We start from the raw sequence: 15,178 nt of genomic DNA, 5'->3' as shown, positions 1-15,178 counted from the left end.
CAGATGACCGGCTCGGGGTTGCTTCTTATTACCGACGGGTAGCATCATCGTAGCTACTGCTTGGTACGCGCAGTCGGTATGTGTACAGATGCGAGGATTCAGTGCCTCGCCGATCTCTCAACGGAGCCGTCGCCATGGGGCACTACAAGCCGAATCTCCGGGACATCGAGTTCAACCTCTTCGAGGTGCTCGGCCGTGACAAGGTGTACGGCACGGGCCCGTTCGCGGAGATGGACACGGACACCGCCAAGAGCGTGCTGGAGGAGCTGACCCGCCTCTCGGAGAACGAGCTGGCCGAGTCCTTCGCCGACGCCGACCGCAACCCGCCGGTCTTCGACCCGGAGACCAACACCGCGCCGGTCCCCGCGTCCTTCAAGAAGAGCTACCAGGCCTTCATGGACTCCGAGTACTGGCGGCTCGGCCTGCCCGAGGAGATCGGCGGCACCACCTCGCCGCGCTCCCTCATCTGGGCCTACGCGGAGCTGATCCTCGGCGCCAACCCGGCCGTGTGGATGTACTCCTCCGGCCCGGCCTTCGCGGGCATCCTCTTCGAGGAGGGCAACGAGGTCCAGAAGCACATCGCCAAGATCGCCGTCGAGAAGCAGTGGGGCTCGACGATGGTCCTCACCGAGCCGGACGCCGGCTCGGACGTCGGCGCCGGCCGCACCAAGGCCGTGCAGCAGGAGGACGGCTCCTGGCACATCGAGGGCGTGAAGCGCTTCATCACGTCCGGCGAGCACGACATGTCGGAGAACATCCTCCACTACGTCCTCGCCCGCCCCGAGGGCGCCGGCCCCGGCACCAAGGGCCTGTCCCTCTTCCTGGTCCCGAAGTACGAGTTCGACTTCGAGACCGGCGAGCTGGGCGAGCGCAACGGCGTCTACGCCACCAACGTCGAGCACAAGATGGGCCTGAAGGCCTCCAACACCTGCGAGATGACCTTCGGCGACCGCCACCCCGCCAAGGGCTGGCTGATCGGCGACAAGCACGACGGCATCCGCCAGATGTTCCGCATCATCGAGTTCGCCCGCATGATGGTCGGCACGAAGGCGATCTCCACCCTCTCCACGGGCTACCTCAACGCCCTGGAGTACGCCAAGGAGCGCGTCCAGGGTCCCGACCTGGCCAACTTCATGGACAAGACGGCCCCCAAGGTCACCATCACGCACCACCCGGACGTCCGCCGCTCCCTGATGACGCAGAAGGCGTACGCCGAGGGCATGCGCGCCCTCGTCATGTACACCGCCTCCGTCCAGGACGAGATCCAGGTCAAGGAGGCGAACGGCGAGGACGCCTCGGCCGACCACGCCCTCAACGACCTGCTCCTGCCGATCGTCAAGGGCTACGGCTCGGAGAAGGCCTACGAGCAGCTCGCCCAGTCCCTGCAGACCTTCGGCGGCTCCGGGTTCCTCCAGGAGTACCCGATCGAGCAGTACATCCGGGACGCCAAGATCGACACCCTCTACGAGGGCACCACGGCGATTCAGGGCCAGGACTACTTCTTCCGGAAGATCGTCCGCAACCAGGGCGCCGCGCTGAACTCGCTCGCCGAGGACATCAAGAAGTTCCTCGCCCTCGGCACCGGCGGCGAGGAGCTGGCCGGCGCCCGCGAGCACCTGGCCAAGGCGGCCGTCGAGCTGGAGGCCATCGTCGGCGTCATGCTGACCGACCTCGCCGCCACCGAGCAGGACGTCAAGAACATCTACAAGGTGGGCCTCAACACCACCCGCCTGCTGCTCGCCTCCGGCGACGTGATCGTCGGCTACCTGCTCCTCAAGGGCGCCGCCGTCGCCGCCGAGAAGCTGCCGACCGCGTCCGCCAAGGACAAGGCGTTCTACACCGGCAAGATCGCCGCCGCGAAGTTCTTCGCCGCGAACGTCCTGCCCGGTCTCACCCTGGCCCGCAAGGTCGCGCAGGGCGTCGAGCTGGACCTGATGGAGCTGGACGAGGCCGCCTTCTAGGTCCGGCCCGGCACCTCCACCGTTTCCACACACCCTGACGAGGGCCCGCTCCCGCTCCACGGGAAGCGGGCCCTCGCACGTCGTTAAGGTGAACCCATGAGCGCACCTTCCCGCTTCGACCGCGGCCACACCGACGACCTCATGACCTTCCTGGCGGCGAGCCCCACGCCGTACCACGCCGTGGCGAACGCCGCCGAGCGGCTGGAGAAGGCGGGCTTCCGGCAGGTCGCGGAGACGGACGCCTGGGACGGGACGGCGGGCGGCAAGTACGTGCTGCGCGGCGGCGCGATCGTGGCCTGGTACGTCCCCGAGGGCGCCGAGCCGCACACCCCCTTCCGCATCGTCGGCGCCCACACCGACTCCCCCAACCTGCGGGTGAAGCCCCGCCCGGACACCGGCGCGCACGGCTGGCGCCAGGTCGCCGTGGAGATCTACGGCGGACCGCTGATGAACTCCTGGCTCGACCGCGACCTGGGCCTGGCCGGCCGCCTCACCCTGCGCGACGGCTCGACCCGGCTGGTGAACGTCGACCGCCCCCTGCTGCGCGTCCCCCAGCTCGCCATCCACATGGACCGCAACGTCTCGGCGGAGGGCCTCAAGCTCGACAAGCAGCGCCACCTCCAGCCCGTCTGGGGACTAGGCGACCCGGTCCGCGACGGCGACCTGATCGCCTTCCTGGAGGACGAGGCCGGCCTGACCCGCGGCGAGGTCACCGGCTGGGACCTGATGACCCACTCCGTGGAGGCCCCGGCGTACCTGGGCCGCGACGAGGAGCTGGTGGCCGGGCCCCGCATGGACAACCTGCTGTCCGTGCACGCCGGTACGGCCGCCCTGGCCGCCGTCGCCGCCTCCGGCGCCGGCCTGTCGTACATCCCCGTGCTGGCCGCCTTCGACCACGAGGAGACCGGCTCCCAGTCGGACACGGGCGCCGACGGCCCGCTCCTCGGCGGCGTCCTGGAGCGCTCGGTGTTCGCGCGCGGCGGCACGTACGAGGACCGGGCCCGCGCCTTCGCCGGCACCGTCTGCCTGTCCTCCGACACCGGCCACGCCGTCCACCCCAACTACGCCGAACGGCACGACCCCACCCACCACCCGCGCGTCAACGGCGGCCCCATCCTCAAGGTCAACGTCAACAACCGCTACGCCACGGACGGTTCGGGCCGCGCGGTGTTCGCCGCCGCCTGCGAGAAGGCGGACGTCCCCTTCCAGACCTTCGTCTCCAACAACGCCATGCCCTGCGGCACCACCATCGGCCCGATCACCGCCGCCCGGCACGGCATCAGCACCGTCGACATCGGCGCGGCGATCCTCTCCATGCACAGCGCACGGGAGTTGTGCGGCGCCGAGGACCCGCACCTGCTGGCCAACGCACTGGTGGCGTTCCTCCAGCCGTAGACCGCGGGCCGAAGACCGCCCCACGGCATGGGGGTTGAGGCCCGGGGTACCCGAACGGAACCGGATCGACCGGAAACCCGGAACCGACCGGATCTGACAGGGAGGCAACACTCATGGGCCTCGGCGGGTGCATCATCCTCATCGCCGTGGGAGCCATCCTCACGTTCGCGACCGACTGGGACATGCAGGGCGTCAACCTCGACCTGGTGGGTGTCATCTTCATGATCGTCGGCCTGATCGGTGTCGCGACGTTCAGCAGCATCGCCCGGCGCCGCCGCGTCGTGATGCCGCCGACCACACCGGTCGTCGAGGAACGGCCCCACACCCACACGCGGGACGGCTACCACAACGGCTACGGCGCCTGATCCCCGGGCACACCGCCCGCCGGGCGCCGGCCGCCGTCGTCCTGTCGGCCTACCGGCCGCGTCCGACGGCGCCCGGCGGGGAAGCGGTCACAGCATGAGATTCCTCGTGTACGACCGGCTCCTCGGCTTCGGCGACGACTACTGGATCGAGGACGACGACGGCAACAAGGTGTTCCTGGTCGACGGCAAGGCCATGCGGCTGCGGGACACCTGGGAGCTGAAGGACGCCCAGGGGCAGGTCCTCGTCGACATCCACCAGAAGATGCTCGCCCTGCGCGACACGATGGTGATCGAGCGGGACGGCGAGCCGCTGGCACGCATCAAGCGCAAACGGCTGTCCCTGCTGCGCAACCACTACCGGGTCTCGCTGGCCGACGGCAACGAGCTGGACGTCAGCGGCAAGATCCTCGACCGGGAGTTCGCCATCGAGTACGACGGCGAGCTGCTGGCCGTGGTCTCCCGGCGGTGGCTCACCCTCCGCGACACCTACGGCGTGGACGTCGTCCGGGACGACGCCGACCCGGCGCTGCTGATCGCGCTGACGGTGTGCGTGATCCACCTGGCGGAGAAGGAGCGGGAAGAGGAGTAGCGGGCCCGCGGTGCCCGGCCGGCGAGAACTCACCCCATGCGGCGCACGGCACGGGTGAGGAGCACCGGCACCGCCAGGTGGTGCACCGGCGCGGCCAGGGACCACAGCGCCCGGCCGGCCGGTCGCTCGTAGCGCGCGTACGTCGCCCAGAGCAGCCGCGTGTCGTCGAGGGTGACGACGTTGCGCAGGGTCAGCGACGGCGCGCGCGCCTCCAGGACGATCCGGCGCGGCCCGGCCTCCACCCTGCGCCACCCCACCACGTGCCGGGGCGAGGCGCGCGGTCCCAGCCGCAGCCCCAGCACGCCCGCCCAGCCCGTCCGGATCAGCTCGCGCAGGGCCACCGGGACGTCCTCGTAGCTGGCGCGCACCCACTCCTCGGGCGTCAGCCGGGGCAGCCCGGCGGCCGGCAGCTCGAACGCCGTCGCGAAGGGGAAGCCGGCGGGATCGACCCGGACGCGGCGGACGGCGGGGGTACCGGTACCGGTCGGTGCCATGGGCGGGATTCTAGGACGCCCCCGCGGCGGCCCGGTGACGGAACGTCACCCCCGTCCCCCGGTCGTGTCCTGCCCGTCAGCGCCGGGGGACCTCCACCCCCAGCACGCGGTCCTTCAGCGCCGGGAACTGCTCCCGGGTCCGCGCCACCTTCGCCGGGTCGAACTCCACCGTGAGCACCTCCTCGTCCGCACCGGCCCGCGCCAGCACCTCGCCCCAGGGGTCGACCACGATCGAGTGACCCGCCTGTGGCACCCCGGCGTGCGTGCCGGCCGTCGCGCAGGCGAGGACGAACGCCTGGTTCTCCACCGCCCGCGCCCGGGCCAGGAGCGTCCAGTGGGACCGGCGGCGCTCCGGCCAGCCCGCCGGGACGACGAAGGTCTCGGCACCGGCGTCGACCAGGCCGCGGAAGAGTTCGGGGAAACGGAGGTCGTAGCAGGTCGCCACGCCGAGCGTGGTCTCCGGCAGCCGGACCGTCACCAGGTCACGCCCCGCGCCCATCAGCACGGCCTCGCCCTTGTCGAAGCCGAAGCGGTGGATCTTGCGGTAGGCGGCGGCCAGGTCGCCGTCGGGGGAGAAGACGAGGGAGGTGTTGTAGAGCGTCCCGTCCCGGTCCCGTTCCGGCACCGAGCCCGCGTGCAGCCACACGCCCGCGTCGCTCGCCGCCTTCGCCATCGCCTCGTACGTCGGGCCCCGAAGCGGCTCGGCCGCCGTACCGAACTCCTCGAAGGCGAACGCGCCCGTGGTCCACAACTCGGGCAGCACGACCAGATCGGCGGCTCCCGCCCGATCCCGTACCAAAGACGCCGCGCGCCGACGGCGCGCTTCCACCGATTCGCCCTCGTTCACGGCGATTTGGATCAATGAGGCGCGCACACTACCACCGTCCTGGCATTCGAGCCGTCCACACGGGCCTACGATCGTCACACGAAAGCACTGCCGGGGTGCCGCACAGCAGCGTAACTTGGGGGTCCCTCCCGGCTCGAGCGCAGCCGAGAGCCGGGGGAGCCAAGACGCCCGCCGACCGCAGCCACCTCCCACTGGCACCGCCGCCACAACCTGCCCGTGTACCGACCGCCGAGGGGTCCCGTTCCGTGAGTCTGCATCCCACCCTCCAGCCCTACGCCGACGCCTGGACTCACTCCATCGAGGCGATATCCGAGCTGGTACAGCCGCTTGTGGAAGCAGAGTGGAACCGTCGCACACCCTGCCCGGCCTGGTCGGTGCGCGACGTGGTCTCCCACGTGATGGGCCTGGACTCCGAGATGCTGGGCGACCCGCGCCCCATCCACACCCTGCCGCGCGACCTCTTCCACGTCACCAACGACCACCAGCGTTACATGGAGATGCAGGTCGACGTCCGCCGCCACCACACGGCGCCGGAGATGACCTCCGAGCTGGAGTACATGATCATCCGGCGCAACCGCCAGCTGCGGAACGAGTCGCGGGACCCCGGTACGAAGGTGCGCGGACCGCTCGGCTCCGAGCTGACCCTGGCCGAGTCCATGCGCCGGCACGCCTTCGACGTGTGGGTGCACGAGCAGGACCTGCGCACGGCCCTCGGCCGCCCCGGCAACCTGGACTCCCCCGGCGCGCACGTCACCCGTGACGTGCTGCTCGCCGAACTGCCCGCCGTGGTCGCCGAGCGCGCGGACGCGCCGCGCAGCTCCGCCGTCGTCTTCGACGTCCACGGGCCGGTCGAGTTCCTGCGCACCGTCCGCGTCGACATCCAGGGCCGCGGCACCCTGGAGACGGCCCCCGCGCTCGGCCCCGCCGCCACCCTCGCCCTCGACTGGGAGACGTACGTCCGCCTGGCCTGCGGCCGTGTGACGCCGGAGGCGGCGGCGGACCGCATCAAGGCGGAGGGCGACCCGGACCTGACGGCGGCGATCCTGCGCAACTTCGTGGTGACGCCGTAGGTCCGCGGCCCGTCCGGCGCCCGAGGACGAGGCCGTCCGGCCGAAGCGGGGGCCGGGGGCGGCAGCTCCCGTCCCCGGCCCACTCCGCCCCGGGTGCCTACACGGGCACGTGCACCGTCTCCACCCGGCTGGCCACCAGCCGCTCCCGCTCCCGCAGCGCGGCCCGCCTGCGCAACCGCAGGATCTGCGACACCCCGACCGCCTGGAGCACGAACACCGAGGAGAACGCGACGGCGTAGTCGTCCCCGGTGGCGTCCAGCAGCACCCCCACCGCGAACAACGTCGTCATCGACGCCACGAAGCCGCCCATGTTGGTGATGCCGGACGCCGTCCCCTGCCGCTCCGGCGGATTCGCCGGCCGCGCGAAGTCGAAGCCGATCATCGACGCCGGCCCGCAGGCGCCCAGCACCGCGCACAGCACGACCAGCAGCCACATGGGCGCCCGGTCGGCCGGATAGGCCAGCGTCGCCGCCCACAGGACCGCCGTCGCCCCCACCGTGCCGAGCGCCAGCGGCAGCCGCGCCGCGTGGTGCCGGGCGATGATCTGGCCGTAGACCAGGCCGACGGCCATGTTGGAGAGCACGACCAGGGTGAGCAGTCCGCCCGCCGTGCCCCGGGACAGGCCCTGCGCCTCCACCAGGAAGGGCATGCCCCACAGCAGCAGGAACACCATCGCCGGGAACTGGGTCGTGAAGTGCACCCACAGCCCGAGGCGCGTCCCCGGCTCGCGCCAGGACAGGGCGATCTGCCGCCGTACGTACGCGGCGCCCTGATGCGGTGCCGGCTCCGGCTCGTGCCCCTCGGGGTGATCCTTGAGGAACAGCAGCAACAGCACGAAGACGACCACCCCGGCCAGCGCGCTGCCCGCGAACGCCGCCGTCCAGCCGATGCCGTGCAGCAGCCGGGCCAGGACCAGGGTGGAGACCAGATTGCCCGCCATGCCGACCAGTCCGGCGAGCTGGGCGACCATCGGCCCGCGCCGGGCCGGGAACCAGCGGTTGCCCAGCCGCAGCACGCTGATGAAGGTCATCGCGTCACCGCAGCCGAGCAGCGCCCGGGAGGCGAGCGCCATGCCGTACGACGGGGAGAAGGCGAAGCCCAGCTGCCCGACCGTGAAGAGCACGACGCCGATGCCCAGCACCTTCTTGGTGCCGAGCCGGTCCACCAGCAGGCCCACGGGTATCTGCATGCCGGCGTAGACGAGCAGCTGGAGGATGGAGAAGGTGGACAGCGCGGAGGCGTTGACGTGGAAGCGGTCGACGGCGTCGAGGCCGGCCACGCCCAGCGAGGTACGGAAGATGACGGCGACGAAGTAGACGGCGACGCCGATGCTCCAGACGGCGACCGCGCGCCGGCCGCCCGGCGGATCGCCCGGCAGGATCTTCCCGGCCGAGGTGGCCGAACTCATCGGACCTCCCCCCGGGCCAGGTGGGAGAACCAGCCCACGTGCCGGTGGACCACGCCGACCGCCGCCTCCGCGTCGCCGGAGCGCAGCGCGTCCAGGATCTCCTCGTGCTCGGCGAGGGTCTTGGCGATCCGGTCGGGGTGGGAGTGCATGACGGCGACGCCCATGCGCAGCTGCCGGTCGCGGAGCTGGTCGTAGAGGCGGGAGAGGATCTCGTTGCCGCCGCTGCGGACGATCTCGGCGTGGAAGCAGCGGTCGGTGACCGAGGCGGCGGCGAAGTCGCCGGCGGCGGCCTGCTCCTTCTGCCGGGCGAGCAGTTCCTCCAGCCGTTCCACCAGCCCCGGCGGCGCGGGCACGGCCTTGCGCGCGGCGTGCTCCTCGACCAGCAGCCGGGTCTCCACCACGTCGGCGATCTCCTGCGCGGAGACGGGCAGCACCAGGGCGCCCTTCTTCGGGTAGAGCCGGATCAGGCCCTCGACCTCCAGCCGCAGCAGCGCCTCGCGCACCGGTGTGCGGGAGACGCCGACCGCCTCCGCCAGCTCCCCCTCGGTGAGCAGGGTCCCGCCCTCGTAGCGGCGCTCCAGGACGGCTTGCTTGACGTGGGTGTAGACGCGGTCGGCCGCCGGGGGCCGCTTCACTGCCGTGGTCATGCCGACAGGATAGATACAACAGGGACGCAAGGGGGACGCCGTCCACCATGCGGACGCCGGCCACCCTTCGGGGGGACCCGGCGGTCCCGCCCCTCCGCAGGGCAACCATCCGTGCTATTCACAAGTCGCACAGATGCGGCCGTTCCCGCACCGACCACAACTCGGCCGCGTCTCAGGGGAATCAGGGATTTCACCACAATCGGGGTAGTCAACTTGATAAACGTCATTCCGGGCGCCCGCCTTCGCAGGGCCGCGGCCGTCGCACTGACCAGCGGCGCCGTCCTCGCGACCGGCGCCCTCTCCACCACGTCCGCGCAGGCGTCACCCGCACAGGCGGCACCCGCACAGGTCCCGCTCGTCCGGGAGGCGTCCGCGCGGGCGCCGCTCGCGCCGGCCGCCGCCACGCCGTCGATCGCCGCCAAGGGCGGCTTCGTCATGAACGACGCGAGCGGCGGGGCGCTCTACACCAAGGCCGCGGACACCAAGCGCTCCACCGGGTCGACGACCAAGATCATGACGGCCAAGGTGGTGCTCGCCCAGCCCAAGCTGAACCTGGACGCCAAGGTCACGATCCAGATGGCGTACAGCGACTACATCGTGTCGAAGAACGCGTCGTCCGCGCGGCTCATCGTCGGTGACAAGGTGACGGTGCGGCAGCTGCTGTACGGCCTGATGCTGCCCTCGGGCTGCGACGCGGCGTACGCGCTCGCCGACCGGTTCGGCTCGGGGAAGACGCGGGCGGCCCGGGTGAAGTCCTTCATCGGCAAGATGAACGCCGAGGCGAGGAAACTGGGGCTGAAGAACACCCACTTCGACTCGTTCGACGGCATCGGCAACGGCAAGAACTACTCCACGCCGCGCGACCTGACGAAGCTCACGAGCAGCGCGATGAAGAGTTCGACCTTCCGCACGATCGTGAAGACGAAGAAGTACACCGCCAGAACGGTCACCAGGAAGGGCGGCACCCGCACGATGGCGCCCTGGGTCAACACCAACACGCTGCTGAGCAGTTACAGCGGCGCGATCGGCGTGAAGACCGGGTCCGGGCCGGAGGCCAAGTACTGCCTGGTCTTCGCCGCGACGCGGAAGGGGAAGACCGTCGTGGGCACCGTCCTGGCGTCCACCTCCTCCGACCAGCGCGCCAAGGACGCGACGAAGCTGATGAACTACGGCTTCGCCAGGCTGAGCTGAGCCGGTCCGCCCGCCTCCGGGGCCCGTCGCACCACGCGGCGGGCCCCTTCCCGTTTCCCGCCCCGCCCTTTTGGAGCTGATGGTGATAGTGTCATTAGCACCATGCTGCTGAGTCTGGACAAGAGCGACACCCGCCCGCTGCACGAACAGGTCGCCGGCGCCGTCCGACGCGCCATCGCCGAGGGGGAGTGCGGTCCCGGGGACCGCCTGCCCTCCGCACGCGACCTCTCCGCGGCGCTGGACGTCAACGTCAACACCGTGCTGCGCGCCCTGCGCGGACTGCGGGACGAAGGACTGCTGGAGTTCCGCCGAGGGCGGGGAGTGACCGTGGCGGAGGGGGCCGGGCCCCACTCGGGGCTGCAGATCCGCGTGCGGGAGCTGGTCGCCGAGGCGGCCCGGCTGGGCTACAGCAGGACCGATGTCATCGACATGATCAGGGGGTTGCCGTGAGAGACGCGACGGTGGCGGTACGGACGACGGCGGTGCTCTGGACGGTCGGCGTCACGGCCGTACTGGCCGGGATGCCGTTCGTGGTGCGGGAGCGGCTGCCCGACCGGCTGGCGACCCACTGGGGACTCGGCTCCGAGGTGGCGGACGGGTCGATGCCGTTGTGGGCGGCGTCCCTGGTCCCGGCGCTGCTCTGGCTGGTCACGGCGGCCGGGGCCACCGTCCCGCTGCTGCGGGCCCGCGCGACGGCGGCCCGTCCGTGGACCGCCGCGGTGCTGCTGCCCACCGGCATCGTCCTGGCCGGCTCCCAGGCCGCCGTCGTCCGCGCCAACCTGGACCGCGCGGACTGGCGCGAGGCCCGGCAGCCCGGCGCGTGGATCGTCGTGGTCCTCGTCGCGGCCGTGCTCGCCGCGGTGGCCGCCTGGTTCGTCGCCACCCGGCGCGCGGCGGCCGAGGGCGGCACCGGCTCGCCCGATTCCGGTGCCCCGGCCCTGCGCATCCCCGACGACCGGCGGGTGGCCTGGTTCTCCCGGACCGTCAACCCGTGGATGCAGCTGGTGGCCGCCGTGACCGGCCTGGTGGCCGTGGGCATCCTCGTCGCCGTCGTCGGCGGCCTCGCCGACCCCGGCGGGCTGTGGGCGGCGTTCGCCGCCTGCGCCGTCGCCTCCCTGTCCTGCGCCCTGTTCTCGTCGGTGCAGGCCCGCGTCTCGGAGCGGGGCCTGGAGGTGTCCTTCGGCCCGCTCGGCTGGCCCACCCGGCGCTGGGCACCCGGCGACATCGACACCGCGCGCGCCGAGACCCGCGGACCCGCCCAGGTCGGCGGCTGGGGCTACCGCGTCAGCGGCCTCGGCACCACCGTCATGCTGCGCGCCGGGGAGTGCCTGGTGATACGCCCCCGCGGTCGCCGCACGGACTTCGCGGTGAGCGTCGACGACGCGGGGCGGGGCGCGGCCCTGCTCAACGCACTGCGCACGGACCGGAGCGCCTAGGGCTGCCTTGGGGAACGACGGAGCCGCGCGTCCCGGGTGGGACGCGCGGCTCCGTTCCTCCGTGTCGCCTGGTGCCGGCGGGGTGTCAGGCCCAGGTGAGCAGTCGCTTCGGCTGTTCCAGGATCGCCGCGACGTCGGCGAGGACCTTGGAGCCCAGCTCGCCGTCGACCAGGCGGTGGTCGAAGCTGAGCGCCAGGGTGGTCACCTGACGCGGCTTCACCTTGCCCTTGTGCACCCACGGCTGGAGCTTGATCGCGCCGACCGCGAGGATCGCCGACTCGCCCGGGTTGAGGATCGGGGTGCCGGTGTCGACGCCGAAGACGCCGACGTTGGTGATGGTCACCGTGCCGCCCTGCATGGCGGCCGGGGAGGTCTTGCCCTCCCGGGCCGTCGAGACCAGCTCGCCCAGGGACTCGGCCAGTTGCGGCAGCGTCTTGGCGTGGGCGTCCTTGATGTTCGGGACGATCAGGCCACGCGGCGTCGCGGCGGCGATGCCCAGGTTGACGTAGTGCTTGACCACGATCTCCTGCGCCGCCTCGTCCCAGGAGGCGTTGATGTCGGGGTTGCGCCTGATCGCCACCAGCAGCGCCTTGGCGATCAGGAGCAGCGGATTCACCCGCAGCCCCGCGAACTCCTTGTCCTGCTTCAGTTCCTCGACCAGCTTCATCGTGCGCGTCACGTCGACGGTCACGAACTCCGTCACGTGCGGCGCGGTGAACGCCGAGCCGACCATCGCCGCCGCCGTCGCCTTGCGCACGCCCTTGACCGGGACGCGGGTCTCGCGCGCCGTGTCGTACGACACCGGTGCCGAGGACGGCGCGGCGGGGGCGGGGGCGGGCGCCTGGGCCGCCGGCGCCGCCGACGGCTCGGGGGCCTGCGCGGCGGTCACGGCCGCGTGCACGTCCTCGCGGGTGATGATGCCGTCCGGGCCGGTCGGGGTGACCGTGGCCAGGTCGACGCCGAGGTCCTTGGCCAGCTTGCGCACCGGGGGCTTGGCGAGCGGACGCTCACGGGTGACCGGTGCGGCCGGCCCGTGGCCGTTCATCTCGGCCTGGATCGCGGCGGCCGCCGGCGGTGCCGCCTGGGCCGGGGCCTGGGCGCCCTTGCGGGGGCGGCGGCGGGTCGAGGAGGTGGCGACCCCGTACCCGACCAGGACCGGCTGGCGGCCCTCGGCTGCGGCTTCCGCCTCCGGTGCGGCCGGGGCCTCGGCCTCGCGCACCGGCTCCGCCGCGGCGCCGTCCCCGACGGCCACCGCGATGATCGACGTGCCCACGTCGACCGTGGTGCCCTCGGGGAAGTGCAGCTCGCGCACCACACCGTCGTAGGGGATGGGCAGTTCGACGGCGGCCTTCGCCGTCTCGACCTCGCACACCACCTGGCCGTCGGTGACCGTGTCACCGGGCTGCACGTACCACTTGAGGATCTCGGCCTCGGTGAGTCCCTCGCCCACGTCGGGCATCTTGAACTCGCGCACGGACGCTTCCGTCATCGTCGTCACGACCCTCTCCTCAGTACGCCAGCGAGCGGTCGACGGCGTCCAGCACCCGGTCCAGGTCGGGCAGGTACTCCTCCTCCAGCCGCGCCGGCGGGTACGGCGCGTGGTAGCCGCCGACCCTCAGCACCGGGGCCTCCAGGTGGTAGAAGCAGCGCTCCGTGATCCGGGCCGCGATCTCCGCGCCCGACCCCAGGAACACCGGCGCCTCGTGGACCACGACCAGACGGCGGGTCTTCTCCACCGAGGTCTGGATCGTGTCGAAGTCGACCGGGGAGAGGGACCGCAGGTCGACGACCTCCAGCGAGCGGCCCTCCTCGGCCGCCGCGTCGGCGACCTCCTGGCAGAGCTTGACCATCGGGCCGTACGCGGCCAGCGTGAGGTCGGTCCCCTCGCGCACCACGCGCGCCCCGTGCAGCGGGCCCGGGATCGCCTCGGTGTCGACCTCGGCCTTGTCCCAGTACCGGCGCTTGGGCTCGAAGTAGATCACCGGGTCGTCGCTCTGGATGGCCTGCTGCATCATCCAGTACGCGTCCGCCGCGTTCGACGGGGAGACCACCTTGAGGCCCGCCACGTGCGCGAACAGCGCCTCCGGGGACTCGGAGTGGTGCTCGACCGCGCCGATGCCGCCGCCGTAGGGGATGCGGATGACGACCGGCAGCTTGACCTTGCCCAGCGAGCGGGCGTGCATCTTGGCCAGCTGCGTGACGATCTGGTCGTAGGCCGGGAAGACGAACCCGTCGAACTGGATCTCCACCACCGGCCGGTACCCGCGCAGGGCGAGGCCGATGGCGGTGCCGACGATGCCGGACTCGGCCAGCGGGGTGTCGATGACCCGGTCCTCGCCGAAGTCCTTGTGCAGGCCGTCGGTGACCCGGAAGACGCCGCCGAGCTTGCCGACGTCCTCGCCCATGATCAGGACCTTGGGGTCCGACTCCAGCGCGCGGCGCAGCGACTCGTTGATCGCCTTGGCCAGCGCCATCTTTTCGGCTGCCATGTCAGACCCCCTCGGCCTCTGCGAACGACGCCTGGTAGGCGGCGAACTGGGCCCGCTCCTCGTCGACGAGCGCGTGCCCGTCCGCGTACACGTTCTCGAAGATGGCGAACCGGTCCGGGTCCGGCATGGCACGGACCACTTCGCGCACTCGTTTGCCCAACGCCTCGCTCTCCGCCTCCAGTTCCGCGAAGAATCCCTCGTCCGCGTGGTGTGCGGACTCCAGGAAGCGGCGAAGGCGCAGGATCGGGTCCTTCGCCTCCCAGGCGGCGCGCTCGTCGTCGTGCCGGTAGCGGGAGGGGTCGTCCGAGGTGGTGTGGGCGCCCATCCGGTAGGTGTACGCCTCGATCAGCGCCGGGCCCTCACCGCGCCGGGCGCGGTCCAGGGCCCAGCGGGTGACCGCGAGGGAGGCGAGGACGTCGTTGCCGTCGACGCGCACGCCGGGGAAGCCGAAGCCCTGGGCGCGCTGGTAGAGCGGCACCCGGGTCTGCTTCTCGTTGGACTCGGAGATCGCCCACTGGTTGTTCTGGCAGAAGAACACCACCGGGGCGTTGTAGACGGCCGCGAAGTTGAACGCCTCGCTCACGTCGCCCTGGCTGGAGGCGCCGTCGCCGAAGTAGGCGATCACGCCCGAGTCCGCGCCGTCCTTGGCCACGCCCATCGCGTAGCCCGTGGCGTGCAGCGCCTGCGAGCCGATGACGATGGTGTAGAGGTGGAAGTTGTTGCCGTTGGGGTCCCAGCCGCCGTTGTTCACGCCGCGGAACATGCCGAGGAGGTTGGTCGGGTCGACCCCGCGGCACCAGGCGACGCCGTGCTCCCGGTAGGTGGGGAAGACGTAGTCGTCCTCGCGGGTGGCCCGGCCGGAGCCGATCTGGGCGGCCTCCTGGCCCAGCAGCGAGGCCCACAGGCCCAGCTCGCCCTGGCGCTGCAGGGCGGTGGCCTCGGCGTCGAAGCGCCGGGTGAGCACCATGTCGCGGTACAGGCCGCGCAGCTCGTCGGGGGTGATGTCGGCGACGTACCGGGCGTACTCGGCGTAGGCGGAGTCCGCGGCGGGCTCGATCCGTTCGCCCTCGGGCGTCAGCAGCTGCACCAGCTCCGTCTCGGAGCCCTTCGCGGCAGTGGTGCTGGTCTTGCGAGTGGTGCGCTTGGCGCCGGTGGTGCCGGCCTTGCCGCCGGTCGTACCGGCCGCCTTGCTTCCGGCGCTGCGTCGCGGCTTGCGCGCGGCAGTGCTCTCGGTCACGTGTGCTCCTCCGTCGGTCCGGCCCCCGGGTTCGCCGGAAGCCAGTGCG

15 protein-coding genes are annotated in these 15,178 nt (G+C 71.8%); 8 read left to right on the top strand and 7 right to left on the bottom strand.

All coding sequences use genetic code 11. From position 1 onward, the window contains the following. The first annotated feature begins 134 nt into the window (after window positions 1–134). The 4 genes from ACFZP7_RS18075 (at window position 135) to ACFZP7_RS18060 (ending at window position 4,310) form a co-directional block, all read left to right on the top strand. Window positions 135–1,961 (top strand): acyl-CoA dehydrogenase, encoded by a 1,827-nt coding sequence (locus ACFZP7_RS18075; RefSeq protein ID WP_019324791.1) that lies wholly within the window; start codon window positions 135–137, stop codon window positions 1,959–1,961. Between the two features lie 96 nt (window positions 1,962–2,057). Then, window positions 2,058–3,356, top strand: a complete 1,299-nt coding sequence (locus ACFZP7_RS18070; protein WP_086876395.1) for a M18 family aminopeptidase — start codon at window positions 2,058–2,060, stop codon at window positions 3,354–3,356. Window positions 3,357–3,469: 113 nt separating this feature from the next. Then, entirely contained in the window at window positions 3,470–3,721 is a 252-nt protein-coding gene (locus ACFZP7_RS18065; protein WP_019324789.1) for a DUF6458 family protein, read from the top strand. Between the two features lie 94 nt (window positions 3,722–3,815). Next, the gene (locus ACFZP7_RS18060; protein WP_385634798.1) at window positions 3,816–4,310 is read left to right on the top strand and encodes an LURP-one-related/scramblase family protein; all 495 of its coding nucleotides are present in this window, start codon (window positions 3,816–3,818) and stop codon (window positions 4,308–4,310) included. 29 nt (window positions 4,311–4,339) lie between these two features. On the opposite strand, the gene ACFZP7_RS18055 is transcribed toward ACFZP7_RS18060, so the two are convergent. Both ACFZP7_RS18055 and ACFZP7_RS18050 read right to left on the bottom strand, forming a co-directional pair. Next, window positions 4,340–4,804 carry a hypothetical protein gene (locus tag ACFZP7_RS18055; protein ID WP_031017444.1) on the bottom strand — a complete coding sequence of 155 codons (465 nt, stop codon included), beginning with the start codon at window positions 4,802–4,804 and terminating at the stop codon, window positions 4,340–4,342. 76 nt (window positions 4,805–4,880) lie between these two features. After that, complete coding sequence (locus tag ACFZP7_RS18050; RefSeq protein WP_385634796.1) at window positions 4,881–5,678, bottom strand: carbon-nitrogen family hydrolase; 798 nt, start codon at window positions 5,676–5,678, stop codon at window positions 4,881–4,883. A 218-nt stretch (window positions 5,679–5,896) separates the two neighbouring features. Here ACFZP7_RS18050 and ACFZP7_RS18045 point away from each other — a divergent pair, with 218 nt between their 5' ends. Next, window positions 5,897–6,721 (top strand): maleylpyruvate isomerase family mycothiol-dependent enzyme, encoded by an 825-nt coding sequence (locus ACFZP7_RS18045; protein ID WP_029393089.1) that lies wholly within the window; start codon window positions 5,897–5,899, stop codon window positions 6,719–6,721. A 97-nt stretch (window positions 6,722–6,818) separates the two neighbouring features. Here the strand turns inward: ACFZP7_RS18045 and ACFZP7_RS18040 are convergent, their stop codons facing one another. Beyond that, window positions 6,819–8,129, bottom strand: a complete 1,311-nt coding sequence (locus ACFZP7_RS18040; protein ID WP_136235843.1) for a nitrate/nitrite transporter — start codon at window positions 8,127–8,129, stop codon at window positions 6,819–6,821. Beyond that, window positions 8,126–8,776 carry a GntR family transcriptional regulator gene (locus ACFZP7_RS18035; protein WP_029393088.1) on the bottom strand — a complete coding sequence of 217 codons (651 nt, stop codon included), beginning with the start codon at window positions 8,774–8,776 and terminating at the stop codon, window positions 8,126–8,128. Before ACFZP7_RS18035 ends, ACFZP7_RS18040 begins: the two co-directional genes overlap by 4 nt. 213 nt (window positions 8,777–8,989) lie before the next feature. Here ACFZP7_RS18035 and ACFZP7_RS18030 point away from each other — a divergent pair, with 213 nt between their 5' ends. From ACFZP7_RS18030 to ACFZP7_RS18020, 3 genes are all read left to right on the top strand, one after another. Further along, on the top strand, window positions 8,990–9,967 hold the full coding sequence (locus ACFZP7_RS18030; protein WP_164287769.1) for a D-alanyl-D-alanine carboxypeptidase family protein: 978 nt from the start codon (window positions 8,990–8,992) through the stop codon (window positions 9,965–9,967). Between the two features lie 102 nt (window positions 9,968–10,069). Further along, window positions 10,070–10,417 (top strand): GntR family transcriptional regulator, encoded by a 348-nt coding sequence (locus ACFZP7_RS18025; protein WP_019324781.1) that lies wholly within the window; start codon window positions 10,070–10,072, stop codon window positions 10,415–10,417. Then, window positions 10,414–11,403: a DUF1648 domain-containing protein gene (locus tag ACFZP7_RS18020; protein ID WP_385634794.1), complete on the top strand. Its 990-nt coding sequence runs from the start codon at window positions 10,414–10,416 to the stop codon at window positions 11,401–11,403. The genes ACFZP7_RS18025 and ACFZP7_RS18020 overlap by 4 nt, the downstream gene beginning before the upstream one ends. A gap of 85 nt (window positions 11,404–11,488) precedes the next feature. Here ACFZP7_RS18020 and ACFZP7_RS18015 read toward each other — a convergent pair whose 3' ends face one another. The 3 genes from ACFZP7_RS18015 to pdhA are packed head-to-tail and all read right to left on the bottom strand — an operon-like array spanning window position 11,489 to window position 15,129. Then, window positions 11,489–12,892: a dihydrolipoamide acetyltransferase family protein gene (locus ACFZP7_RS18015; RefSeq protein ID WP_385638477.1), complete on the bottom strand. Its 1,404-nt coding sequence runs from the start codon at window positions 12,890–12,892 to the stop codon at window positions 11,489–11,491. A gap of 19 nt (window positions 12,893–12,911) precedes the next feature. Continuing rightward, window positions 12,912–13,892, bottom strand: a complete 981-nt coding sequence (locus ACFZP7_RS18010; protein ID WP_078494794.1) for an alpha-ketoacid dehydrogenase subunit beta — start codon at window positions 13,890–13,892, stop codon at window positions 12,912–12,914. A 1-nt stretch (window position 13,893) separates the two neighbouring features. Next, on the bottom strand, window positions 13,894–15,129 hold the full coding sequence (pdhA, locus tag ACFZP7_RS18005; protein WP_031017458.1) for a pyruvate dehydrogenase (acetyl-transferring) E1 component subunit alpha: 1,236 nt from the start codon (window positions 15,127–15,129) through the stop codon (window positions 13,894–13,896). Between the last annotated feature and the right edge of the window lie 49 nt (window positions 15,130–15,178).

The sequence above is a fragment of the Streptomyces sp. SudanB5_2050 genome, assembly GCF_964272335.1.
Taxonomy (GTDB): Bacteria; Actinomycetota; Actinomycetes; order Streptomycetales; family Streptomycetaceae; genus Streptomyces; species Streptomyces rochei.
The sequence above is the reverse complement of the archived record's forward strand: the minus strand, read 5'-3'. Positions and strand labels throughout refer to the sequence as shown.